Annotated in this window: 15 protein-coding genes; 11 read left to right on the forward strand and 4 right to left on the reverse strand. The window is 62.0% G+C overall.

Annotated features, from left to right (window positions below; all coding sequences use genetic code 11):
• Positions 1 to 6: 6 nt before the first annotated feature.
• Positions 7 to 894, reverse strand: coding sequence for a LysR family transcriptional regulator (locus tag J9788_RS06470; RefSeq protein WP_046896322.1), 888 nt, complete (start codon positions 892 to 894; stop codon positions 7 to 9).
• Positions 895 to 1,182: 288 nt separating this feature from the next.
• On the opposite strand from J9788_RS06470, the gene J9788_RS06475 reads away from it, so the two are divergent.
• Positions 1,183 to 2,418 carry an MFS transporter gene (locus J9788_RS06475; RefSeq protein WP_182264117.1) on the forward strand — a complete coding sequence of 412 codons (1,236 nt, stop codon included), beginning with the start codon at positions 1,183 to 1,185 and terminating at the stop codon, positions 2,416 to 2,418.
• Positions 2,419 to 2,548: 130 nt separating this feature from the next.
• Positions 2,549 to 3,058, forward strand: coding sequence for a DUF1097 domain-containing protein (locus J9788_RS06480; protein WP_033643854.1), 510 nt, complete (start codon positions 2,549 to 2,551; stop codon positions 3,056 to 3,058).
• Here the strand turns inward: J9788_RS06480 and J9788_RS06485 are convergent.
• Positions 3,038 to 4,021 (reverse strand): LacI family DNA-binding transcriptional regulator, encoded by a 984-nt coding sequence (locus tag J9788_RS06485; RefSeq protein WP_182264118.1) that lies wholly within the window; start codon positions 4,019 to 4,021, stop codon positions 3,038 to 3,040. The genes J9788_RS06480 and J9788_RS06485 overlap by 21 nt on opposite strands.
• Before the next feature lie 268 nt (positions 4,022 to 4,289).
• Here J9788_RS06485 and idnO point away from each other — a divergent pair, with 268 nt between their 5' ends.
• The 8 genes from idnO (at position 4,290) to menE (ending at position 12,551) form a co-directional block, all read left to right on the forward strand.
• The gene (gene idnO / locus J9788_RS06490; protein WP_182264119.1) at positions 4,290 to 5,054 is read left to right on the forward strand and encodes a gluconate 5-dehydrogenase; all 765 of its coding nucleotides are present in this window, start codon (positions 4,290 to 4,292) and stop codon (positions 5,052 to 5,054) included.
• Between the two features lie 23 nt (positions 5,055 to 5,077).
• Positions 5,078 to 6,109 (forward strand): L-idonate 5-dehydrogenase, encoded by a 1,032-nt coding sequence (gene idnD / locus J9788_RS06495; protein WP_182264120.1) that lies wholly within the window; start codon positions 5,078 to 5,080, stop codon positions 6,107 to 6,109.
• Positions 6,110 to 6,190: 81 nt separating this feature from the next.
• Positions 6,191 to 6,502: a stress response protein ElaB gene (elaB, locus tag J9788_RS06500; RefSeq protein WP_033643850.1), complete on the forward strand. Its 312-nt coding sequence runs from the start codon at positions 6,191 to 6,193 to the stop codon at positions 6,500 to 6,502.
• A gap of 380 nt (positions 6,503 to 6,882) precedes the next feature.
• Positions 6,883 to 8,559 (forward strand): 2-succinyl-5-enolpyruvyl-6-hydroxy-3-cyclohexene-1-carboxylic-acid synthase, encoded by a 1,677-nt coding sequence (menD, locus tag J9788_RS06505; protein WP_182264121.1) that lies wholly within the window; start codon positions 6,883 to 6,885, stop codon positions 8,557 to 8,559.
• Entirely contained in the window at positions 8,556 to 9,326 is a 771-nt protein-coding gene (menH, locus tag J9788_RS06510) for a 2-succinyl-6-hydroxy-2,4-cyclohexadiene-1-carboxylate synthase (protein WP_046896327.1), read from the forward strand. Before menD ends, menH begins: the two co-directional genes overlap by 4 nt.
• 11 nt (positions 9,327 to 9,337) lie before the next feature.
• The gene (gene menB, locus J9788_RS06515) at positions 9,338 to 10,195 is read left to right on the forward strand and encodes a 1,4-dihydroxy-2-naphthoyl-CoA synthase (RefSeq protein WP_033639797.1); all 858 of its coding nucleotides are present in this window, start codon (positions 9,338 to 9,340) and stop codon (positions 10,193 to 10,195) included.
• The gene (gene menC, locus J9788_RS06520) at positions 10,195 to 11,178 is read left to right on the forward strand and encodes an o-succinylbenzoate synthase (protein ID WP_046896328.1); all 984 of its coding nucleotides are present in this window, start codon (positions 10,195 to 10,197) and stop codon (positions 11,176 to 11,178) included. The genes menB and menC overlap by 1 nt, the downstream gene beginning before the upstream one ends.
• Positions 11,166 to 12,551: an o-succinylbenzoate--CoA ligase gene (gene menE / locus J9788_RS06525; RefSeq protein ID WP_046896329.1), complete on the forward strand. Its 1,386-nt coding sequence runs from the start codon at positions 11,166 to 11,168 to the stop codon at positions 12,549 to 12,551. Before menC ends, menE begins: the two co-directional genes overlap by 13 nt.
• Before the next feature lie 44 nt (positions 12,552 to 12,595).
• On the opposite strand, the gene katA is transcribed toward menE, so the two are convergent.
• Positions 12,596 to 14,032 (reverse strand): catalase KatA, encoded by a 1,437-nt coding sequence (katA, locus tag J9788_RS06530; RefSeq protein WP_033651930.1) that lies wholly within the window; start codon positions 14,030 to 14,032, stop codon positions 12,596 to 12,598.
• A 338-nt stretch (positions 14,033 to 14,370) separates the two neighbouring features.
• On the opposite strand from katA, the gene J9788_RS06535 reads away from it, so the two are divergent.
• Complete coding sequence (locus tag J9788_RS06535; RefSeq protein WP_033643844.1) at positions 14,371 to 14,910, forward strand: YfaZ family outer membrane protein; 540 nt, start codon at positions 14,371 to 14,373, stop codon at positions 14,908 to 14,910.
• 61 nt (positions 14,911 to 14,971) lie between these two features.
• On the opposite strand, the gene tyrP is transcribed toward J9788_RS06535, so the two are convergent.
• Positions 14,972 to 16,180: a tyrosine transporter TyrP gene (gene tyrP / locus J9788_RS06540; protein ID WP_004935940.1), complete on the reverse strand. Its 1,209-nt coding sequence runs from the start codon at positions 16,178 to 16,180 to the stop codon at positions 14,972 to 14,974.
• Positions 16,181 to 16,338 lie beyond the last annotated feature (158 nt).

Consider the following 16,338-nt stretch of genomic DNA (forward strand, 5'->3'; position numbering starts at 1 on the left):
CTTTTTTTATGCGCCGGATAAGGCGGAATCGGGAGTAAACGACTCTTCCAGCGCCTGCACGACCGCGCGTATTCGGGCGGCGCGCTGCAGGTCGGGATGCAGCACCAACCAGATGTCCACCCAGTCTTTGTTCTCGGGAAAGAGGCGTACCAGCTCCGGGTCTTTATCCGCCAGAAACGCGGAGAGCAGGCCAATGCCCAGCCCGCTGCGAGTGGCCGAACGTAACAGCAGTTGCGAATTGCATTGCAGCACAACGTTGGGCTCGTGCAGGGCCTCGCCGCCGAAATCGCTCCAATGGCGCGGCACCAGTTCGCGCGGGAACATCAGCAGATCGTGCCCGCGCAGCTGCTCGCCTTTGACCGGCATGCCGCGTTGCGCCAGATAGTGCGGGCTGGCGTACAGCCCCATCTCGATGGTGGCCAGCCGCTTGATGATCAGTTCATCGTCATCGGGGCGCGCGCCGCGGATCGCCAGATCCGCGCCGTGGTAAGCGATATCGGCGATGTTCAGCGCCGTCAACAGCGTGACGGTAATGGCCGGATAGCGTTGCCGCAGATCTTGCAGCGCCGGTATCACGAAGGCTTCGGCCAGGGTATCGGTGGTGGCGATGCGCACGTTGCCGCACAGGCTTTCGTCGCCGCCGGCGGCTTTGCGAGCGATCGCCTGCACGGCATTTTCCATCTTCATCACGTCCGCCAGCATGGATTCGCCCAGCGGGCTGAGGGAGAAGGATTTTGGCGTGCGGATAAACAATTTCGAACCCAGTGAGCTTTCCAGGGCGGTGAGACGTCGGCCGACGGTCGCTTGATCAACCTGCAGCTGGTTGGCGGCTTTACGTAACGTGCCGCAGCGCGCGACGGCCAGAAAGAAGCGCGCGTCATCCCAATTCATCATGCCATTTCCTCTCTGCAGATTTGTCGGCGCCAAGTGAGCAGTGCGGGCCGGGCGAACGATACCGGTATCTATCATAAAGCGTTGTTCCGCCTGGTGGGAGAGAAAGACGGTTAACGGCACGCACATCGGCGGTTATTTCCCCGGTGATGCAAAAATGCATCGGGGTGATTCATTCTTGGCGATACTTCGCCTTTCGCCGTAACGCTATGATAAGCGCCGTTCCCGGCAGACCGGGTGAGGAAAGACGACGATGGCAGGCCGCCGCCTGCCGACTTTGGGAGTTGAAGCATGTCAGAAAATACCGCCATCCAGGACGTGGCGCCAGCAAACGCACAGGCGTCGCGCACGGCCATTTTACTGTTCCTGGCGCTGGCTTTGATGTCGGCATTGCTGAACAGCAGCGCGCCGACGCCGCTTTATCCGCTGTATCAGCAGCGGCTTGCGCTAAGCTCGGTCAGTCTGACCGTCATCTACGGCGCCTATGCCGCCGGCGTGCTGATCTCTTTGTTCGGCGTCGGCAATCTGGCCGGCAAAGTAAAGGATTTACGCAGCATGATCGTGCCGGCGTTGCTGGTGGTGTTGAGCGGCGCGCTGCTGTTCGCGCTGGCTGATACCTTTGTCATGATGCTGATGGCGCGGCTGCTGGCCGGGGTGGGCACCGGGGCGCTGACCGGCGCGGCGAACATCGCGTTGGTGCGGTTTGGGCCGCGCGACGGCGGTAAAAGCGCGGCGTTAATCGCAACGCTGTCATTCACCACCGGATTAGCGCTGGGGCCGATCTTCAGCGGCATCGCTTTGCAGACCGGTTTTCATCCCACGACGCTGCCGTTCGTTTTCATCATGGCCATTGCCGCCATGGCGGCGTTGGGCGTCATGCTGCTGTGGCCGCGTGGTCAGGTTGCGTCGCTGGCCCGCGCTGCGCCGGCCGAACAGGAAAAAAGCACGCTGCTCGATGGCCTGCGCGCTACCGGCGGTAAATTCTTTGTGTGCGCCGGAGCGCTGTTTGTCTGTTGGGCGCTGGCCGCCAGTATTTTGGCAATCGGCCCCGGCGTGGCGGAAAGGCTGTTAGGCATGCACCAGCGTGGCGTCTTTGGCTATGCGATTGCGGTGTATCTGCTGATCGCCGGCATCAGCCAGATCCTGAGCCGCCGCATTAACGCCCGTCATTCGCTGTTGTTCGGTTGCCTGGCGCAGGTGTTGGCGGCAGTGGTGTTCGCCATGGCGATCCAGTGGCATTCTCTGGGGCTGGCGGCGGCGGGGCTGGTGGTGGCCGGCTATGCTTACGGCGCCATTTTCGTCGGCAGCGCAACCCTGGTGAACTTGATTTCGCCACCGACCAGCCATGCGCGTTTGCTTTCTCTGTTTTACGTTATCGCTTATATCGCCAACTGGGTGCCGATCTTGCTGGGCGTGGTGGTCGATCGCGTCGATCTGCAGCAGGCGACCCATTTGCTGTTCTTGAGCAGCAGCGCAGTGTGCCTGTTGCTGGCATGGAAGACGTCCCGGCTGGGGTTCACTTGCTAATTATTTTGTGATGAATATCTATTTTTTATAATTAATGATTCTTTAATTACATTTATGATGTGATTTGTATCGCATAAATTGGCCCGTTTTCGGGTAAACTGCGCGCTTTCTTTTTGCTGCAGGTCACTTTATGAACGTTCTTTTCGCCATTGCCGTCACCACCGGGATCCTGTCCGGCGTTTGGGGATGGGTTGCCGTCAGTCTGGGCCTGATCGGTTGGGCCGGTTTTCTCGGCTGCACGGCCTATTTCGCCTGCCCGCAGGGCGGCCTGAAAGGGCTGTTGATCGGCGCGTTGACCTGCTGCAGCGGCGTTTTCTGGGCAATGGTCATCATCCACGGCAGCGAACTGGCGCCGCAATGGAATTTGCTGGGGTATCTGCTGACCGGCGCCGTGGCGTTCTTGATGTGCATACAGGCCAAACAGCAATGGCTGGGGTTCGTGCCCGGCACCTTTATCGGCGCCTGTGCGACCTTCGCCGGCGGCGGCGACTGGCCGCTGGTGACGCTCTCTTTGCTGGTGGGCCTGCTATTCGGCTATGCGATGAAAAACAGCGGGCTGTGGTGGGCGGCGCGCAGCGAAAAAGCCCGCGCCGCACAACCGGTCAGCCGGCATGCCGGCTCAAACGGTGCCGCCGAGTGAGAGGCGGTAGTGCAGGTCGAGACGCTCGGCGCAGGGCTCGCCCGCGATCCGCTGCAGCAACAGTTCACTGGCGGCCTTACCCATCTCAAAGCGCGGCGTGATCACGCTGGCGATGCCCGGCGTGGTCGCCTGGCCGATATCCAGACCGTGAAAACCCGATAGCGCAACCTCCTGCGGCACGCGCACGCCGAGACGCAGGCAGGCCTGCAACACGCCTACCGCCAAATCGTCGTTGGTGCACAGGATACCGTCCAACTGCGGGTAGCGTTCGCGCGCCATCGCCAGCATGTCGGCGCCGATCGAAACCGATGAGACCCGATGCGGTGTGATCTGGCGCGGCGTTTGCCCCTGAGCCGCCATGGCGCGGCAGTATCCCTGGTAACGTTTAGTGTCGCGGGCGTCGGACATGGCGCCAAAGTAAACGATATGGCGTTTGCCGCTGGCCAGCAGCGCGGCGGTCATGTCATACCCCGCCTGTTCATTGTCGAATCCCACCGCGATCCGCCCCGGCGGCGCGTCGAGATCCATCACCTGCGCGATGGGAATTTTCGCGGCGGCGAGATAGCTCTCCGCGCGCAAGGTGTGCGCCGAATCTGTGAGGATTAGCCCGGCGATTGGATAAGCCAGCAGCTGTGCGATCTGCTCTTCTTCCCGCTGCGGGCTGTAATCGTAGTTCACCACCAGCGTTTGATAACCCCGCGCCTGGGTGACGGATTCGATGCCAGCCAGCAGATCGGCGAAGATCTGGTTATTGAAAGAGGGGATCAACACGCCGATGCGCGGTTTTCTGCCGGCCTGTGCGGTATCGGCATCAGTGATGTTCAGCTCCCGCATGACCTGCGCAATACGTTCGGCGGTGTCGGCCGCCACTTTGTCCGGCGTGCGCAGAAAACGGCTGACGGTCATTTTGGTCACGCCGGCCAATTGCGCGATGTCCTGTAGCGTTACGCGGGGGTGTTTCATTCGGTAGCCTTAACGGGCGGAGCGGCAAGGGTGGATAGCGGTATGTTAACAAATCGATTTGGTGATAACAACGCATGCGATTTTATTGAAAACATTAATTTTTCAATTAGATAGGTTGGTTTTGTTCTCTCACTGTCTGCGTGAGTTCACGTTAAGGGTAACAGGGTTTCGTAACATTATTTTCAGTGATTTCCATCACGTTTTTACCGGTAACAATCGGCTGAGATAGAGGCCTGTCCGATTGGAGGCCTGAAGGCCGGGAATCACCATGAACAACCTGTTTTCTCTGGATAACAAAACCGTCTTGATCACCGGCGCCTCGCGCGGCATCGGTTTTCTGCTGGCGCGCGGTCTGGCGCAGCAAGGCGCGCATATTCTGGTCAACGCCACCACCGAAGAACATGCCCGGCACGCCGCCGATCGCCTGCGCGAAGAGGGGCTGTGCGCCGACGCGGCGGCGTTCGACGTCACCGACTCTCAGGCGGTGCATGCCGCCATCGGCCGTATCGAAACGGACATCGGCGCGATAGACGTGTTGATCAACAACGCCGGCATCCAGCGCCGTCATCCCTTCACCGAGTTCCCGGAGCAAGACTGGGACGACATCATCGCCGTCAACCAGAAGGCGGTCTTCATCGTGTCGCAGACCGTGGCCCGTTACATGGTGCCGCGCGGGCGCGGCAAGATAGTCAATATCGGCTCGATGCAAAGCGAGCTGGGACGTGACACCATCACCCCTTATGCGGCATCCAAGGGCGCGGTGAAAATGCTGACGCGCGGCATGTGCGTGGAGTTGGCGCGTTACAACATTCAGGTCAACGGCATTGCCCCCGGCTATTTCAAAACCGAGATGACGCAGGCGTTGGCCGACGACCCGGCCTTTACCGCCTGGCTAACCCAGCGCACGCCCGCCGCGCGTTGGGGGGATCCGCAGGAGCTGATCGGCGCGGCGGTGTTCCTGGCCGCCGACGCTTCCAGCTTCGTCAACGGGCAGCTGCTGTTTGTCGATGGCGGCATGTCCGCTGCGGTGTAATCCCTCTTGCGTGGAGTGTTGAGATGAAAATTCAAACCCAGTCCTGCATGGTCAACGGCAAACGCGACGTGGCGGTGATCGCGCAAGAAGTGAATTATCAGGGGCAGGGCACGCTGGTGAAAATCCGCCGCGGCGGCATCTGCGGCTCGGACCTGCATTACTTTCAGGAAGGGAAGGTCGGCAATTTTCAGGTACGCCAGCCGATGGTGCTGGGCCACGAGGCGATCGGCGAGGTGCTCGCCAGCGATTCGCCGCAGTTGCCGGTCGGGCAGAAGGTGGCGCTCAATCCCAGCAAACCCTGCGGGCAGTGCAAATATTGTCTGGCGCAGCAAAGCAATCAGTGCGTCGAAATGCGCTTTTTCGGCAGCGCGATGTATTTCCCGCACGTCGACGGCGCTTTCACCCAATACAAGGTGGTGGATAGCGTGCAGTGCATTCCTTACGCCGCCGATCGCGACGACAGGGTGATGGTATTCGCCGAACCGCTGGCGGTGGCGATCCACGCGGCGAAACAGCCCGGCGCGGTGAAGGGTAAAACGGTTTTCGTGTCCGGCGTCGGCCCGATCGGCTGTTTGCTGGTGGCGGCGCTGAAAGCGCTGGGCGCCGCCGAGATCGTCTGCGCCGATCTCAGCCCGCGCTGTCTGGAGCTCGCCGGCCAGATGGGGGCGGACTGCTGTCTGCATGCCGCAGACGACGATTTCAGCGGATATCAGCAACACAAAGGCTATTTCGACATCGCTTTCGAGGCAGCAGGGCATCCGACGTCGCTGCAGCGCTGCCTGGAAGTCACGCGCGCCAAGGGCACCGTCGTGCAGGTGGGGATGGGCGGTAGCTTCCCTGATTTCCCGCTGATGCTGTTGATCGCCAAGGAGTTGAATCTGCTCGGCTCCTTCCGCTTCGTGGAGGAATTCGCGCTGGCGGTGGCCTGGCTGGCCGGCGATGTGGTCGATCCGCTGCCGCTGCTGTCGGCGGAGTTCGCCGGGGACCAACTGGCGCAGGCGCTGGAGTTTGCCGGCGACAAGCGCCGGGCCGCCAAGGTGCAATTAGTGTTTTAGGGTAAAAGTCCGATGGCCGCAGGTGACGATCGTTGTCTATAGTGTAGGAACGCTTAATTTTTCAACCACGGAGATCTCACGATGGCAAGACATACGGATGCTGAGCAAACTACGCTGGATGACGATCTGAGAATGCTGACCGAAACGCTGGAAGAAGTGTTGCAATACAGCGGCGATCGCGCGGATCAGGCCTACATCGACATCAAGTCGCACGCCGAGCAGGCGCTGAGTGAGGTCAAGGCGCGCTGGGTGAACACCGGCGAATCCTACTATGCCCGCGCCAAAGAAGCGGTGCACCGCACCGACGACTATGTGCGGGATAAACCCTGGCACAGCGTGGGCATCGGCGCCACCGTCGGGCTGGTGCTGGGGCTGCTGCTGGCCCGCAAATAAACCACGATCCAGGGGCGGCGCAAGCCGCCTCGTTCTTTTCTGCAGACTGTGTGCTTCATCCCGCTGTTTCTCCGATAGTTCTTCCATATCCCGCCTATACTTTCCGCTAGCCGCCGCAGGCGGGGCGTTATTCCCCTGTTTTTTGTGCGGGCGGATTGAGGCCATGTCGCTGCAGGTGTAAAGTGTTTGTGTATTTATTGTTTATTTTTTGTTCTAAATCAAATAATTATCTGGTGTAAACACCCAGGGATATACGGCGTTTTTGCGCTGGCGCAAAAGCCGTGAAAATAACACCTCATATAATACAGAGCGTAACTACAGGCGCGGCGTCCGTCGGCTGCGCCGGGGACGATCTCTGCTAACTGACTTGTGAGCGAACTATGTCGACAAGTGTTTTTAATCGCCGGTGGGCGGCTGTGCTGCTCGAGGCGCTGGCCCGCCATGGGGTGCGGCATGTTTGTATCGCTCCGGGATCGCGCTCCACGCCGTTGACGCTGGCCGCTGCGGCCAACCGATCTTTTATCTGTCATACCCACTTTGATGAACGCGGGCTCGGCCATTTGGCGCTTGGGCTGGCGAAGGCGGCGCGTGAGCCGGTAGCGGTGATTGTCACGTCCGGCACCGCGGCGGCGAACCTTTACCCGGCTTTAATCGAGGCCGGCCTGACCGGTGAGCGGCTGGTGTTTCTCACCGCCGATCGGCCGCCGGAACTGATCGACTGCGGCGCCAATCAGGCGATCCGTCAAAACGGCCTCTACAGCAGCCACCCGACGTTGGCGATCGATCTGCCGCGTCCTACGCCGGATATTCCGGCCGCGTGGCTGGCCTCCAGCGTCGACAGCGCGATGGCGCGCCTGCAGCAAGGCGCGTTGCATATCAACTGCCCGTTCGCCGAACCGCTGTACGGCGGTGATGAGCGTCAGTATGCCGATTGGTCCGCCGCGCTGGGCGACTGGTGGCAGAGCGATCGGCCTTGGCTGCAGGAAAGCGAGACGCGTGCGGCGCCGTCGCCGCAGCCGGACTGGTTCTTCTGGCGGCAAAAACGCGGCGTGGTGCTGGCCGGCCGCATGAGCGCGGAAGAGGGCGCACGGCTGGCCGACTGGGCCGAGACGCTGGGCTGGCCGCTGATCGGCGATGTGCTGTCGCAGACCGGGCAACCGCTGCCCTGCGCCGATTTATGGCTCGCTCATCCGCAGGCGCAGCGCGTGTTGCAAGACGCGCAGCTGGTGGTGCAGTTCGGCGGCAGTCTGACCGGTAAACGCCTGCTGCAGTGGCAGGCGCAGTGTCGGCCGGAAGAGTATTGGGTCATCGACGAGCTGCCGGGGCGGCTCGATCCGGCCCAGCACCGGGGGCGGCGTCTGCGTGCCGGGGTGGCGCAGTGGTTGGCGCAGCATCCGGCGCAACCGCGCGCACCGTGGGCCGCCGGGCTGGCGGCCTTGGCGGATAAGGCGCTGACGGCGGCGTCCACGCATCTGCACGATAACTTTGGCGAAGCGCAGCTGGCGCACCGCCTGCCGGAACTGCTGCCGGAGAACGGCCAGCTGTTCCTCGGCAACAGCCTGGTGGTGCGACTGATCGACGCGTTAACCACGCTGCCTGTCGCTTACCCGGTATTCAGCAACCGCGGCGCCAGCGGCATCGACGGTCTGATTTCCACCGCCGCCGGCGTACAGCGCGCCACCGCCCGGCCGACGTTGGCGGTGGTGGGCGACCTTTCCGCGTTGTATGACCTCAATGCGCTGGCGTTGTTGCGCCACTGTTCGGCGCCGACGGTGCTGATCGTCGTCAACAATAACGGTGGCCAAATTTTCTCGCTGCTGCCGACGCCGGAAGAGGAACGGCAGCGCTTTTACTGCATGCCGCAAAATATCGAGTTCAGCCACGCGGCGGCGATGTTCCAGCTTGGCTACGCGCGGCCGGAGAACTGGAGCCAACTGCAACAGGCGGTTGAACAAGGCTGGCGGCGCGGCGGTGCCACGCTGATAGAACTGCAGGTGTCGCCGAGCGCAGGGGCCGAGAGTCTGCAATTCCTGGTGCAACAGATGGCGGTGCAATGATGCTGGCGACGCGAATTTTGCAACAGGGCGAAGCGGGGCGTCCGTGGCTGGTATGGCTGCACGGCCTGCTGGGCAACAACAATGAATGGCGGGTGATCGCCGCGCGTTGCCCGGAATGGCCGTCGCTGGCCATCGATCTGCCCGGCCACGGCGATTCTGTGGCGGTGAGCTGCCGCGGCTTTGACGACATCAGCGCGCAAATCGCCGCGACCCTGCAACTGCGCAATATTGAACGTTATTGGCTGGTGGGCTACTCGCTCGGCGGGCGCATCGCCATGTATCACGCTTGCCACGGCCGCCATGACGGCCTGCAAGGCGTGATCGTCGAGGGCGGCAATCCGGGGCTTGAGGACGAACAACAGCGCCGCGATCGTTGCGAGCAGGATGCGCGATGGGCGGCGCGTTTTCGCAGTGAGCCGATTGCCGAAGTCCTGGCGGACTGGTATCAGCAGCCGGTGTTCAAAGAGCTTAGCCATGTGCACCGCCAGGCGCTGATCGCCGCGCGTTCGATCAACAGCGGCCCGGCGATTGCCGACATGCTCGAAGCCACATCGCTCGGCAGACAGCCTTATCTGGCGCCGCAGCTGCGCCAACTGACCGTGCCGCTGCGGGTGCTGTGCGGTGAGAACGACCCCAAATTTCAACGGCTGGCGCGCGACGCCGGGTTGCCGTTGCGCATCGTGCCGCAGGCCGGCCACAACGCGCATCTGGCCAATCCGCAGGATTTCGTCGCCGAGCTGCAGACCTTTCTCGTTAACCCTGGTTAAAGGAACCGAACATGCTTTATCCGAATGAAGAACACCTGTATGCCGCCATCGCCTGGCAAGATTGCACCGGCGATTTCGAAGACATTCTGTATCACAAGTCCGCCGACGGCATCGCCAAAATCACCATCAACCGGCCGCAGGTGCGCAACGCGTTTCGTCCGCAAACGGTCAAAGAGATGATCGACGCGCTGGCCAACGCCCGTTACGACGACGGCATCGGCGTCATTATTCTGACCGGCGCTGGCGATAAGGCTTTCTGCTCCGGCGGCGATCAGAAAGTGCGCGGTGACTACGGCGGCTATCGCGACGACAGCGGCGTACATCACCTCAACGTGCTGGACTTCCAGCGCCAGATCCGCACCTGCCCGAAACCGGTGGTGGCGATGGTGGCCGGCTATTCGATCGGCGGCGGCCACGTGCTGCACATGATGTGCGATCTGACCATCGCGGCGGATAACGCCATCTTCGGCCAGACCGGCCCGAAAGTGGGATCGTTCGACGGCGGCTGGGGCGCGTCTTACATGGCGCGCATCGTCGGCCAGAAGAAGGCGCGCGAAATCTGGTTCCTGTGCCGCCAGTACGACGCCGCCGCCGCGCTCGACATGGGCCTGGTCAATACCGTCGTGCCGCTGGCCGATCTGGAAAAAGAGACGGTGCGCTGGTGCCGCGAAATGCTGCAGAACAGCCCGATGGCGCTGCGCTGCCTGAAGGCGGCGCTGAATGCCGACTGCGACGGCCAGGCCGGTTTGCAGGAGCTGGCGGGCAACGCCACCATGCTGTTTTACATGACCGACGAAGGGCAGGAAGGGCGCAACGCGTTCAACGAGAAGCGCCAACCGGACTTCAGCAAATTCAAGCGTAACCCGTAATGAGCGGGGCAAACCGCAGCGCGGCGCTATACCGTTACAGCCTGCCGATGGAGGCGGGCGTGGTGCTGCGCAATCAACGGTTGAAAACGCGTGACGGATGGGTGGTGCAGCTGTGTCAGGGCGAACGTGAAGGCTGGGGCGAGATCGCACCGCTGCCGGAATTCAGCCGGGAAACGCCGGCGCAGGCCGAACAGGCCGCATTGGACTGGCTGCAGGCGTGGTTGGCGGGCAACGAACCGGAGCACAGCGCGCTGCCCTCGGTGGCCTTTGGGCTCAGCTGCGCGCAGGCCGAGCTGGAGCAGCGTTTGCCGATGCAGGCGGATTTTCGCAAGGCGCCGCTGTGCACCGGCGATCCGGATGAGCTGTTCGAGACATTGAGCGCTTTACCGGGCGAGAAAGTCGCCAAGGTGAAGGTGGGGCTGTATGAGGCGGTGCGGGACGGCATGATCGTCAACGTGTTGCTGGAGGCGCTGCCGGATCTTCGGCTGCGGCTGGACGCCAACCGCAGCTGGACCCGCGCCAAGGCCGACGGCTTCGCCAGGTACGTTAGCCCGGCGTGGCGCGATCGCATCGCCTTCCTGGAAGAGCCCTGCAAGACCCGTGATGAATCGCGCGACTTCGCCCGGGCGACCGGTATCGCCATCGCCTGGGATGAGAGCGTGCGGGAGGCGGACTTTGTGGTGCAGGCCGAGCCGGGCGTGGCGGCCATCGTGATCAAGCCGACGCTGGTCGGCAGCCTGGCGCGTTGCCAGACGCTGGTGGCGCAGGCGCACGCGGCGGGCCTGACGGCGGTGATCAGCTCCAGCCTCGAATCCAGCCTGGGGTTGACCCAGCTGGCGCGCATTGCCCATTGGCTGACGCCGGATACCGTGCCGGGCCTGGACACGCTGGGGTTGATGCAGGCGCAGGTGCTGCGCCCGTGGCCGGGCAGCGCGTTGCCGCTGCTGGATGTCTCGGCGCTGGAGTGCCTATGGCGCCGTTGAACGATTGGCCGTGGCGACACTGGGCGCGCACTCAGCCGCAGGCGACGGCGCTGATGCTCGGCGAACAACCGCTGAGCTGGCTGACGTTGCAGAGCCAGGTGGATGAGCTGGCGGCGGATTTCCAGCATCAGGGCGTTGAACCGGGCTGCGGCGTGGCGCTGTGCGGTAAAAACAGCTATCCACTGCTGCTGGCCTATCTGGCGCTGTTGCAGTGCGGCGCACGCCTGCTGCCGCTCAATCCCGCCTTGCCGACGCCGCTGCTGGCGCAGCTGTTGCCGGAATTGGATATGACCTTTGTCTTCGGCCCAGACTCGTTGCCGGCGCTGCCGGAAGACGTGATTCGATTGACCCCGCCGTCGACCGAGCCGCGTTGGCCAGACCTGCCGACGTGGGATGCGCAGCGTCTGGCGACGCTGACGTTGACTTCCGGTTCCAGCGGCATGCCGAAAGCGGCCGCGCACAGCTATGCCAACCATCTGGCCAGCGCCGCCGGGGTGTTGGGGCTGATGGCGTTTCAGCGCGAGGATTGCTGGCTGCTGTCATTGCCGCTGTTTCATGTCTCCGGACAGGGCATTGTCTGGCGCTGGCTGGCGGCGGGCGCCCGGTTGGCGGTGCGCGAGATGCACCCGCTGAACGAGGCGTTGGCGGGATGCACGCATGCCTCGTTGGTGCCGACCCAGCTGTGGCGGCTGTTGGCGCAACCGCTGGCGGGCATGACGCTGAAGGCGGTGCTGCTCGGCGGCGCGATGATCCCGGTGGAACTGACCGAACGGGCGGAGGCGGCGGGGATCCGTTGCTGGTGCGGCTACGGGCTGACCGAACTGGCCTCCACGGTGTGCGCCAAGCGCGCCGATGCGCGGCCGGGTGTCGGCCTGCCGCTCGGCGGCCGCGAGGTAAAACTGGTGGATGAAGAGGTCTGGATCCGCGCCGACAGCCTGGCGCTTGGCTACTGGCGTCATGGCCATCTGCAGCCGTTGGCCGATGAACAGGGCTGGTTCGCGACCCGCGATCGCGGCGCGATGGCGGAGGGGGAACTGCGCATTCTCGGCCGGCTGGACAACCTGTTTTTCAGCGGCGGCGAAGGGGTGCAGCCGGAAGATATCGAACGCGTGCTGGCGGCGCATCCGCAGATCACGCAGGCGTTTGTGGTGCCGGTGGTGGACGCCGAATTCGGCCAGCGGCCGGTGGCGGTGATCGACGGCGATCCGTCGCTGTCGCTGGCGACGCTGCTCGCCTGGTCGCAGGATAAGCTCGCCAATTTCCAACGCCCGACGGCATTGCTTCCGCTGCCTGATGAGCTGAAAAACGGCGGCATCAAGATTTCGCGCCGCCGGTTGCAGGCGTGGGTGGCGGAGCGCCTGCGTCAGGCATAAAAAAAGCCGCCCGAAAGGGCGGCTGAGCGAATGATGACGGCGGGTTATTTCAGTCCCAACGCCTTGGCGACGCCGGCGCCGTAGTCCGGGTGCACCTTGGTGAACAGCTCGACCTGACGGCGCTGGATGTGTTCCGGCACCTGCGACAGTTCGCCGGCGATGCGGGTGAACATGCGCTGGTGCTCTTCGGCGCTCAGCAGGTTGAACAGCGCGCGCGGCTGGCTGTAGTAATCGTCGTCTTCACGATGATTCCAGTGGTCGGCCGCGCCTTCAATGCTCAGCGGCGGTTCGCTGAAGTCCGGCTGCTCCTGGAACAAGCCGAAGCTGTTCGGTTCGTAGGTTGCGCCGTTGCCGCTGTTGCCGTCCACGCGCATCGCGCCGTCGCGATGATAGTTGTGGAACGGGCATTTGGCGCCGTTCACCGGGATCTGGTGGTGGTTGACGCCCAGGCGGTAGCGGTGCGCATCGCCATAGGAGAACAGGCGGCCCTGCAGCATTTTATCCGGCGAGAAACTGATGCCCGGCACTACGTTAGCGGGGTTCATCGCCACCTGCTCAACCTCGGAGAAGTAGTTGTCGGGGTTGCGGTTCAGCTCGAAAAAGCCGACGTCGATCAGCGGATAGTCGCCGTGCGGCCAGACCTTGGTCAGATCGAACGGATTATACGGCGTCTGCGAGGCCTCATGCTCCGGCATGATCTGGATCTGCAGTTTCCAGCGCGGGAAGTCGCCGCGTTTGATCGCATCGAACAAATCGCGCTGTGAGCTTTCGCGATCCTTGGCGATGATCGCTTCCGCTTCTTCATCCATCAGGTTTTCAATGCCTTGTTCGCAGCGGAAGTGGAATTTCACCCAGAAGCGCTCGTTGGCGGCATTGATAAAGCTGAAGGTGTGGCTGCCGAAACCGTGCATGTGGCGGTAGGACTTGGGAATGCCGCGATCGCTGAAGTCGATGGTCAGCTGGTGCAGCGATTCCGGCAGGTGAGAGAAGAAATCCCACTTGTACACCGGATTACGCAGGTTGGTATGCGGATCGCGTTTCACCACGTGATTGAGATCGGGGAATTTCAGCGGATCGCGCAGATAGAACACCGGCGTATCGTTGCCCACCAAATCCCAGTTGCCTTCTTCGGTATAGAACTTCATGGCAAAACCGCGAATGTCGCGTTCGGCGTCGGCCGCGCCGCGCTCACCGGCGACGGTGGAGAAGCGGATAAACATGTCGGTCTGCTTACCGATTTCGGAGAAGATCTTGGCGCGCGTGTAGCGGGTGATGTCATGGGTGACGGTAAAGGTGCCGTAGGCGCCGGATCCTTTGGCGTGCATGCGGCGCTCGGGGATGACCTCGCGGTCGAAGTGGGCCAGTTTTTCCAGGAACCACACGTCCTGCAACAGCATCGGGCCGCGTTTGCCCGCGGTGATCACGTTATTGTTATCGACAACCGGGGCGCCGGCTGCGGTGGTCAGTCCTTTCTTGCTCATCACTTGCTCCTTATCGTAGTGCAGTTAAGTAAAGACTCGGGCGGTTTAAGCGTTCATCAGCATAGTCCTTTGGCGGGGCTTCTTCCCCTGACCTTGGTCAAAGCCACTACTAGTTGTAGCCCTATTGCCGAGCGACGGCAAATAGGTCTCGGTTATCGTTGGCATCGCCTTGACGAATATGGATTTTTGTTTGCAAATTTTTACATTTATTTGATTATTGAAGAATTTTTTCGCTTTTATCCCTTAAATACTCATTGCGCTTTGGTATAGACTCATGACGTTATTATTTTGCGTTGATTCGATCATTCGGTACGGATGACAAACCAGAGGGAAAGATGATGAAAAAGACTTGGGTCGCGTGCGCGGCAGGATTGCTGTTTGTGACCGGCGCGGCGAACGCCATCAGCGTGTCGGGCGAAGCCGGGCAACACTACACCAACCTGGGCGTTGGCATGAGCACCGGCTCTTCAGGTCTGGGCCTGACCGGCAACTGGGCGCGCAGCGACCACGACGGCAACGTCGGCAGCGTGGGGTTGAACTTCGGCGTGCCGCTGGGGCCGTTGACGGCGACCGTGGGCGCCAAAGCGCTGTACCTCAGCCCGAAAGACGGGAAAAGCGGCGGGGCGGTGGCGCTGGGCGGCGGCCTGGAGTGGGAAATTAACCGTTACTTCAGCCTGCACGGCGAAGGTTACTTTGCCCCTGAGTCTTTCACCAGCGGCGTGAAGGCCTATAACGAAGCCAGCGGCGGCCTGCGCTGGAAGTTCCGTCCGCTGAGCGTGGACGTGGGCTACCGTTACATGCAGATGGAAGGCAAAGACGGGCGTCGTGACAACACCCTGGCCGATGGCCCTTATGTCGGTGTCGGTCTGAGCTTCTGACGCTGAGCAAAAAGGGGCCATTGCGGCCCCTTTCTCTTTATCATTCCTTGTCTTTCGTCGCTTACCCGACCGCCGGCAGCATGCCGCTGGCGATACCCAGTTGGATGGCGATCACCGTTACCCCACAGACAAACACCAGCGCCAGCGCAGGGGTGCCGCCCCAGACGCGATACTGCGCCTGATGCTTTTGGCGGGTTTTCCACACCAGCAGCGAAGGCAGCAGCAGCGCCAGTACCGACAGGGCGATGGCAGCGAAACCCAGCGCCAGCACGAAACCGCGCGGGTAGAACAGCGCGAAGGCCAGCGGCGGCAGGAAGGTGATGGCGCCGGTTTGCAGGCGGCCACGCACGTTATCTTGCCGCTTGAACAGGTCAGCCAGGAAATCGAACAGCCCAAGCGCAACGCCGAGGAACGAGGTCGCCAGCGCCAGATCGGCGAACAGGTGCACCGCCAGTTCAACGTGCGGCGAAGCTACGGCATCACGCACCGCTTGCAACAGGCCATTTAGCCCGGCCTGCTGCGCCAGGATGCCGACGAAGGTGTCGGAGCTGATGCTGCCCAGCGTCGCCAGTTGCCAGAAGATATAGGCGATCAGCGGGATGGCGCTGCCGATGATGAACACCCAACGCAGTTTGCGAATGTTGCCGCCCATGTAGTTGACGATGCTCGGCACGCTGCCGTGGAAGCCAAATGAGGTGAAGATCACCGGAATGGCCGATAACGCCAGGCCTTGCTCCAGCGGCAACGTCATCAGATTGGTCTGGTGGATATTCGGCAACATCAGGCCGAGCATCACCACCAGAAACACCACTTTCGCGCTGAACAGGATGCGGTTGAATAAGTCGACCGAGTGGGTGCCGATGCACACCACGCCGCCGGCCACCAGGGTGAACAGCAGGACGCCGAGCGACACCGGGAAGTCCTGCGATGTCCATTGGCTGATGCTGGTGGCGAGCAGTTCGCCGGCGCCGCTAATGTAGGCGGCGGTGAGGGCGTACATCAGGAACATCATGCTAAAGCTGGTCAGCCACTGGCCGCCGCCGCCGAGATAACGTTTGGCGAGCGTGCCCAGACCGGTATCCGCCTGCTCATGCTGGTAAACCTCTACCAGTAACAGCGCGGTGTAACACATCAACAGCCACAGCCCGACCAGTAAGGCCAGCGTGACGCCGAAACCGACGCCGGCCGCCGCCAGCGGCATCGCCAACATCCCGGCGCCAATGGTGGTGCCCGCCACGATAAAAACACTGCCAAGAGTGCGATTCTTCACGTTTTTTCTCTACCAGCCGAAAGATTTTGAAAATTATAGGTAACGATTTATGAGGATGGCAGGATAGTGGAAGCCCTAATTTGTGTCAAACCGGCGTTACGCGCATTGTAAACTAAAGTTTACGACCTTGCGGGCGGCATGGCGCATGATGAACGACG

Origin of the sequence: Serratia sp. X10 (assembly GCF_017811775.1) — a bacterium.
Taxonomy (GTDB): Bacteria; Pseudomonadota; Gammaproteobacteria; order Enterobacterales; family Enterobacteriaceae; genus Serratia; species Serratia ureilytica.

Coding starts and splice junctions, on each gene's coding strand:
- idnO (WP_182264119.1), top strand. CDS start 4,290: ATGAACAACCTGTTTTCTCTGGATAACAAAACCGTCTTGATCACCGGC.
- J9788_RS06470 (WP_046896322.1), bottom strand. CDS start 894: ATGATGAATTGGGATGACGCGCGCTTCTTTCTGGCCGTCGCGCGCTGC.
- J9788_RS06475 (WP_182264117.1), top strand. CDS start 1,183: ATGTCAGAAAATACCGCCATCCAGGACGTGGCGCCAGCAAACGCACAG.
- J9788_RS06485 (WP_182264118.1), bottom strand. CDS start 4,021: ATGAAACACCCCCGCGTAACGCTACAGGACATCGCGCAATTGGCCGGC.
- menD (WP_182264121.1), top strand. CDS start 6,883: ATGTCGACAAGTGTTTTTAATCGCCGGTGGGCGGCTGTGCTGCTCGAG.
- J9788_RS06480 (WP_033643854.1), top strand. CDS start 2,549: ATGAACGTTCTTTTCGCCATTGCCGTCACCACCGGGATCCTGTCCGGC.
- menB (WP_033639797.1), top strand. CDS start 9,338: ATGCTTTATCCGAATGAAGAACACCTGTATGCCGCCATCGCCTGGCAA.
- elaB (WP_033643850.1), top strand. CDS start 6,191: ATGGCAAGACATACGGATGCTGAGCAAACTACGCTGGATGACGATCTG.
- menH (WP_046896327.1), top strand. CDS start 8,556: ATGATGCTGGCGACGCGAATTTTGCAACAGGGCGAAGCGGGGCGTCCG.
- menE (WP_046896329.1), top strand. CDS start 11,166: ATGGCGCCGTTGAACGATTGGCCGTGGCGACACTGGGCGCGCACTCAG.
- katA (WP_033651930.1), bottom strand. CDS start 14,032: ATGAGCAAGAAAGGACTGACCACCGCAGCCGGCGCCCCGGTTGTCGAT.
- J9788_RS06535 (WP_033643844.1), top strand. CDS start 14,371: ATGAAAAAGACTTGGGTCGCGTGCGCGGCAGGATTGCTGTTTGTGACC.
- idnD (WP_182264120.1), top strand. CDS start 5,078: ATGAAAATTCAAACCCAGTCCTGCATGGTCAACGGCAAACGCGACGTG.
- menC (WP_046896328.1), top strand. CDS start 10,195: ATGAGCGGGGCAAACCGCAGCGCGGCGCTATACCGTTACAGCCTGCCG.